General features: G+C 61.4%; 5 protein-coding genes. 2 read left to right on the forward strand and 3 right to left on the reverse strand.

Annotation, left to right across the window (positions count from 1 at the left end):
- Nucleotides 1-90 precede the first annotated feature (90 nt).
- The 3 genes from RO069_RS11425 to RO069_RS11435 all read right to left on the reverse strand — a co-directional run bounded on the left by RO069_RS11425 (nucleotide 91) and on the right by RO069_RS11435 (nucleotide 3,448).
- Nucleotides 91-1,767 carry a glutamine--tRNA ligase/YqeY domain fusion protein gene (locus RO069_RS11425; protein ID WP_328187624.1) on the reverse strand — a complete coding sequence of 559 codons (1,677 nt, stop codon included), beginning with the start codon at nucleotides 1,765-1,767 and terminating at the stop codon, nucleotides 91-93.
- A gap of 103 nt (nucleotides 1,768-1,870) precedes the next feature.
- Entirely contained in the window at nucleotides 1,871-2,782 is a 912-nt protein-coding gene (gene ligD, locus RO069_RS11430) for a non-homologous end-joining DNA ligase (RefSeq protein WP_328187625.1), read from the reverse strand.
- 54 nt (nucleotides 2,783-2,836) lie between these two features.
- Nucleotides 2,837-3,448: a DNA polymerase ligase N-terminal domain-containing protein gene (locus RO069_RS11435; RefSeq protein ID WP_328187626.1), complete on the reverse strand. Its 612-nt coding sequence runs from the start codon at nucleotides 3,446-3,448 to the stop codon at nucleotides 2,837-2,839.
- A 213-nt stretch (nucleotides 3,449-3,661) separates the two neighbouring features.
- Here RO069_RS11435 and RO069_RS11440 point away from each other — a divergent pair, with 213 nt between their 5' ends.
- Together RO069_RS11440 and lpxH are read left to right on the forward strand one after the other, a co-directional pair.
- Nucleotides 3,662-4,171 carry a peptidylprolyl isomerase gene (locus RO069_RS11440; protein WP_328187628.1) on the forward strand — a complete coding sequence of 170 codons (510 nt, stop codon included), beginning with the start codon at nucleotides 3,662-3,664 and terminating at the stop codon, nucleotides 4,169-4,171.
- A complete protein-coding gene (gene lpxH, locus RO069_RS11445; protein ID WP_328187630.1) occupies nucleotides 4,168-4,893 on the forward strand; it encodes a UDP-2,3-diacylglucosamine diphosphatase in 726 nt (241 codons plus the stop codon). The genes RO069_RS11440 and lpxH overlap by 4 nt, the downstream gene beginning before the upstream one ends.
- The last annotated feature ends 86 nt before the right edge of the window (nucleotides 4,894-4,979 follow it).

The following is a 4,979-nucleotide window of genomic DNA, read 5'->3' on the forward strand; positions in this document are numbered from 1 at the left end:
TGAATACGTCCCTGTAGGCTCTTCAAAAACGTCCCTGTTTTTGAAGGTCCCGGAAGGACCTCCCCGCCGGCTTCCTTCAGCCTGTGTGATTTACGCCTTACCTTTCCCCCACGAATCCCGAAGGGTTACCGTCCGGTTAAACACCAGTCGCCCGGACTTCGAGGCCTCTTCATCAAAGAAGAAGTACCCCTCCCGCTCGAACTGGTAAGGCAGATCGCCCCGGGGCTGCCCCAGGCTCTTCTCCGCCCTCACCTTCTCCAGGCGCACCAGGGACTCCGGGTTCAGATGGTCGGTAAAATCCGTCGCCTTGTCACTGTCCGGGTTCTCATGGTTGAACAGCCGGTCGTAGACATTGATATCCGCCTCCACGCTGTCGGTGGCGGATACCCAGTGGATCACACCATTGGGCTTATAGCCCTCCGGGTTCACGCCCAGGGTATTGGGGTCATACTCACACCTGAGTTCAACGATCTCGCCACTGTCGTCACGGATGATCTCGCGACAGGTCATCACATAGCCGCCACGCAGCCGTACCGCCTGATCCGGCGCCAGGCGCTTCCACTTGCGGGGCGGCTCCTCCGCGAAGTCCTCCCGGTCAATGTACAGCTCCCGGGTCCAGGGTACCTGGCGGGTGCCCATATCCGGATTCTGCGGATGCACCGGTAACTCCAGGGTTTCCGCCCGGTCTTCCGGATAGTTGGTCAGGGTGACCTTCAGCGGCCGCATCACGCACATGGCCCGGGGCGCATGGGTGTTCAGGTCCTCGCGGATGGCATGTTCCAGCATGCCCACGTCGACGGTGCCACCGGCCTTGTTGACGCCGATCATGTCGCAGAAGTTGCGGATGGAGGCCGGCGTAAAGCCCCGGCGGCGCATACCGGAAATGGTGGGCATACGGGGATCGTCCCAGCCATCCACATGGCCCTCGTCCACCAGCCGCTTGAGCTTGCGCTTGCTGGTCACCGTGTAGTTGAGGTTCAGCCGGGCAAACTCGATCTGACGGGGCTGGCACGGTGCCGTGATGTTCTCGATCACCCAGTCGTACAGCGGGCGATGGTCCTCGAACTCCAGGGTGCACAGGGAGTGGGTCACCCCCTCCATGGCATCGGAAATCGGGTGGGTAAAGTCGTACATCGGGTAGATGCACCACTTGTTGCCGGTCTGGTGGTGCTCGGCATACCGCACCCGGTAGAGGATCGGATCCCGCATGTTGATGTTGGGGGAGGCCATATCGATCTTCGCCCGCAGCACCACCTCGCCGTTGGCGAACTTGCCGTCCCGCATGTCACGGAACAGTTTGAGATTCTCCTCCACCGACCGGTCCCGATAGGGACTGTTGCGGCCTGGCTCCTTCAGGGTGCCACGGTACTCGGTCATCTCCTCAGCGGTCAGGGCGCAGACGTAAGCCTTGCCCTTCCCGATCAGTTCCACCGCGAAGTCGTAGAGGGCATCGAAGTAATCGGAGGCAAAGTGCACCTCCCCGGCCCATTCGTAGCCCAGCCAGTGCACATCCCGTTTGATGGAGTCAATGTACTCCTGCTCTTCCTTCTCCGGGTTGGTGTCGTCGAATCGCAGGTTGCACTCACCACCGAACGTCTCGGCGATACCAAAATTCAGACAGATGGACTTGGCGTGACCAATGTGCAGATAGCCGTTGGGCTCCGGCGGGAACCGTGTCACCACCTTGCCAGCGTGCTCACCGCTGGCAACGGCGTCTTCGATCAGGCTCTGGATAAAGTTATGGGCTTTCTTTGACTCGGCGCTCATAGTGTCCCGGAATAAAAGAAGTGGATCTGAAACCGCCTATTATACGCATAAAACGCCGCCCGACTCATGCCCGGCACACAAACTCGTTGCCCGCTGCGAACCGCTACCCGTTATACCCAAGAGAATCGCGGATGGTGGCCAGGGCCACACCATGGCGATGAATGCCTTGCCAGGGATCTTCGCCCTTTTCCAGCCGTTGCCGCACCTTGTCCATATCGAAGCCGTCCGGTCGGAGGCCCGGGTCGTCAAGCTCATCCGCGGCCAGGGGTGTGGCGACGGGAGCACCAGGCTTGCCGCGTACCGAATAGGGTGCCACCGCTGTCTGGCCGTAGGCGTTACGCATCACGTCGAGGTAGATCCGGTCGCCGCGGTTACGCTTGCGGTGTTCGGTGGTGAGACTGTCCGGATAGCGGTCCGCCAGGTGGGCTGCCATTGCCTGCGCCACATCACGAACCTCATCGAAGCCCTCCTTCCGGCGCAGGGGCATCACCACGTGCAGCCCCCGGGAACCGGTGGTCATGATGTGGGGCTGCCCGCCCAGATCGCGCATCAGCTGCACCACCCGCCGTGCCGCCTCGACCACCGGCTCAAAGTCATCGGTGGACGGGTCCAGGTCAAAGATCAGCATATCCGGCTGGTCCGGCAGGTCACTGCGGGCCAGCCAGCGATGCAGGGCGATGGCAGCCTGGTCGGCCAGGTAGACCAGTGAGGCCTGCTTGTTGGCGACCGGGTGAACCACCGTGTCACTGCCGGAACCCACCCTTTCCACGGTCGTCGTATCAAGCCAGTCCGGGAAGTGGTCCGAGGCCCGCTGCTGAACGAAACCATCTCCCTCAAGCCCGTCCGGAAACCGATGCAGGGCCAGCGGCCGGTCCCGCAAATGGGGCAGCATGGTTTCTGCAACCGCCTCGTAGTAGTCGATCAGGTCGCCCTTGGTGAGGTCCGTATCCGGGAACAGCACCTTATCCTCATTGGAGACATCCACGCTGTACGGGCCAAAATGTCTTGCCGCCATGGCTCATCCTCTTTCATTTTCGAAACGGCCGCTTGTTACTGACTGTCGGATCCATCATCCGTCGTCGCCCTCCTCCCGTGCTATCTGGGCCAGCGAACGACCGGACTCCACCGAATCCGGCTGTGTGGAAACCGGGTTGCGGCGGGCATCGGCGCCTTCATCCTTCATCTTGATCAGCAGCCACTGGGGCTTCTTGCCATCACGGATGCGCTTGAGGGCATAGCCACCATGGAGTTTCTCGCCGTCCAACCAGACCTCCACCAGGCCCTCTTTCACGCTGTCCGCCATACCTTTGGCATTCCCGCCCTTGTCGGCTCGCAGATTGCGATAGGTGCCGGCGTCCCACACCATCACCGCACCGGCCCCGTATTCACCCTCGGGAATGCAGCCCTCGAACCCGGCATAATCCAGGGGGTGGTCCTCGGTCTGCACGGCAAGGCGCTTGTCGGATGGATCCGTGGATGGGCCCTTGGGAACCGCCCAGGACACCAGCACGCCGTCCACCTCCAGCCGGAAGTCGTAGTGAAGGCTGGAAGCATCGTGTTTCTGGATAACAAACTGATGCCCGCCGGACTGGCTCCCCGAGTTGCCAGGGGGCTCCCGGGTGCGCTTGAAATCCCGCTTCTGCTGATAGCTGGACAGCCTGTTGTCTCCGGATTTGCTCATACCTGCTCCTCCGACACCGGAAGTGTCTGCAGCGCCTTTCAGGCCCTGCACCTGAAAACCTAGGCCCGGACCTTGGGGATTCAAGTGGCTGCTCCATGACATTCCCGTCACCAAACCGGCGGGCCATCATCCGGAGCCATGCATGAGACGACAGTCTCCAGTACAATAACGTCAGTGACATCTCCACAATGACCCAATGAACAGGACCCCCGAATGATTCTGCTGAAAACCTCGCACGGCGACATCACGCTGGAACTCGACCACGACAAGGCCCCGGAAACCGCGAAAAACTTCGAGCAGTATGTTCGCGACGGTTTCTATGACGGACTGATTTTCCACCGTGTAATCAGCAACTTCATGATCCAGGGCGGCGGATTCACCCCGGACATGCAGCCCCGCAAGACCCGCGATCCCATCCAGAACGAGGCGGACAACGGCCTGAGCAACATGCAGGGCACCGTGGCCATGGCCCGTACCATGGACCCGCATTCGGCCACCGCCCAGTTCTTTATCAACGTGGAGAACAACGGTTTCCTTGATCACACCGCCAAGAATGCCGACGGCTGGGGTTACTGTGTTTTCGGTAAAGTGGTGGATGGCATGGACACGGTGAGCCGGATTCGTGCCGTGCGCACCGAGAGCCAGGGCTTCCATGACGATGTCCCCAGCGAGAATGTGGTCATCGAGAAGGCGGAGGTCATTGAAGACGGGGGCGGCGCGTGATCACCCGCTTTATCTCGGACCTGCACCTGGAGGAAGCCCGCCCCGATATCACGGACGCCTTCCTTGCCTTCCTGAAAGAGAAGGCCATGGGCATCGACGCGCTGTATATCCTCGGGGATTTCTTCGAAGCCTGGATCGGCGACGACGAAAAGACGCCCCTGCAGAACCAGGTGGCGCAAGCGCTGCATGAGGTCAGCGACAGCGGCACCGCCCTGTACCTGATGCATGGCAACCGGGACTTCCTGATCGGCGAGGACTACAGCCGGCGCTGCGGTGCCACCCTGCTGCCGGACCCCACCGTGGTGGACCTGTATGGCACTCCGACTTTGTTGATGCACGGGGACAGCCTGTGTACCGCCGACGAGGAATACCAGAAGTTCCGCGCCAGCATGCGTAACAACCAGTGGCAGCAGATGTTCCTGCAACGACCGCTGGCCGACCGCCAGATGGTGGCCCGCCAGCTCCGTGAGATCAGCATGGCCAAGAACCAGGGCAAGGCAGAGACCATCATGGATGTGACCCCCGAGGAGGTGGTACGGGAGATGGAGGAGCACGGCGTCCAGCGAATGATCCACGGCCATACCCACCGCCCGGCCAGTCACCAGCTAGAAGCCAACGGTGCACCTGCGACCCGGATTGTGCTGGGCGATTGGGCGGAAAACGTCTGGTGGCTGGACGTCAGCCCTGACCACGAGCCGGCCCTGAAGAAGCAGCCGCTCTGATCGCGCGGCTCCCCGAGTGTCTAGTGTCCCTTCCGGGTAATTCGTTAGCCTACTGAGCCACTGAGGGCCTTGAGAGCAAGGCGCGG

The sequence above is a fragment of the Marinobacter sp. OP 3.4 genome (genome assembly GCF_036224885.1).
In the GTDB taxonomy this organism is placed as follows: Bacteria; Pseudomonadota; Gammaproteobacteria; order Pseudomonadales; family Oleiphilaceae; genus Marinobacter.

Bases quoted from the DNA above. Each gene is read 5' to 3' on its own strand.
- RO069_RS11425 (WP_328187624.1), bottom strand. From the start codon at position 1,767: ATGAGCGCCGAGTCAAAGAAAGCCCATAACTTTATCCAGAGCCTGATC.
- ligD (WP_328187625.1), bottom strand. From the start codon at position 2,782: ATGGCGGCAAGACATTTTGGCCCGTACAGCGTGGATGTCTCCAATGAG.
- RO069_RS11435 (WP_328187626.1), bottom strand. From the start codon at position 3,448: ATGAGCAAATCCGGAGACAACAGGCTGTCCAGCTATCAGCAGAAGCGG.
- RO069_RS11440 (WP_328187628.1), top strand. From the start codon at position 3,662: ATGATTCTGCTGAAAACCTCGCACGGCGACATCACGCTGGAACTCGAC.